Origin of the sequence: Campylobacter sp. S4:11, assembly GCF_024723695.1 — a bacterium.
Lineage (GTDB): Bacteria > Campylobacterota > Campylobacteria > Campylobacterales > Campylobacteraceae > Campylobacter_D > Campylobacter_D jejuni_C.
This window is the reverse complement of sequence record NZ_JANQDC010000089.1, coordinates 1-567: the sequence shown is the minus strand read 5'-3', so window position 1 is coordinate 567 and position 567 is coordinate 1. Positions and strand designations below refer to the sequence as shown.

The 567-nt window shown below is 27.2% G+C and carries 1 pseudogene; it reads right to left on the bottom strand.

Annotation, left to right across the window (positions count from 1 at the left end):
- A pseudogene (locus CAMP5053_RS08330) lies at positions 1 to 395 on the bottom strand (hypothetical protein); the annotation flags it as partial.
- Between the last annotated feature and the right edge of the window lie 172 nt (positions 396 to 567).

Genomic DNA, 567 nt, shown 5'->3' with positions numbered 1-567 from the left:
ACAAAATCAATAGTTCTTTTACTCAGTGCATCATTCAATCCTACCCTACTAATATCATTATCCAATGTTATTTCTTTACTATCAAAACAAGTATTTATAAGAGAAATACAATATTTAGGTTCTATTTTAACTATTTTATTTTGTTCAAAACGAGCTTGTATAGCACAAGCATAAGCTGTGTTTGTATTTTTAGGTTTTACAATATTTTCCCTTTTACTATTTTTCATAACAATATCTTGCTTTAATTTATCACCAAAAGTAAGTTTATCTGCTTTATAAATATTATTCTTTTCATCTTGCTCTATATTTTCCCAAACATATTGCAACATAGCATAGCTAGCATCTGCTATATCAGCATAGTCTTTGATTTGAGAGATAAGTTCTTTAGGGTTCATTAATATCTTTCCAAATTATATTTTTCATCACTTTTTACAAATTTACCATTAATAAAATAATGAAAAGATCCCCCACCAACACCTGTGTATCTTGTACTGGAAAAACTAAATCCTCTTCCTTCATCTCCAAATAATCCATAGCTTTTTTTACTATACATAAATCTAGTAGAAA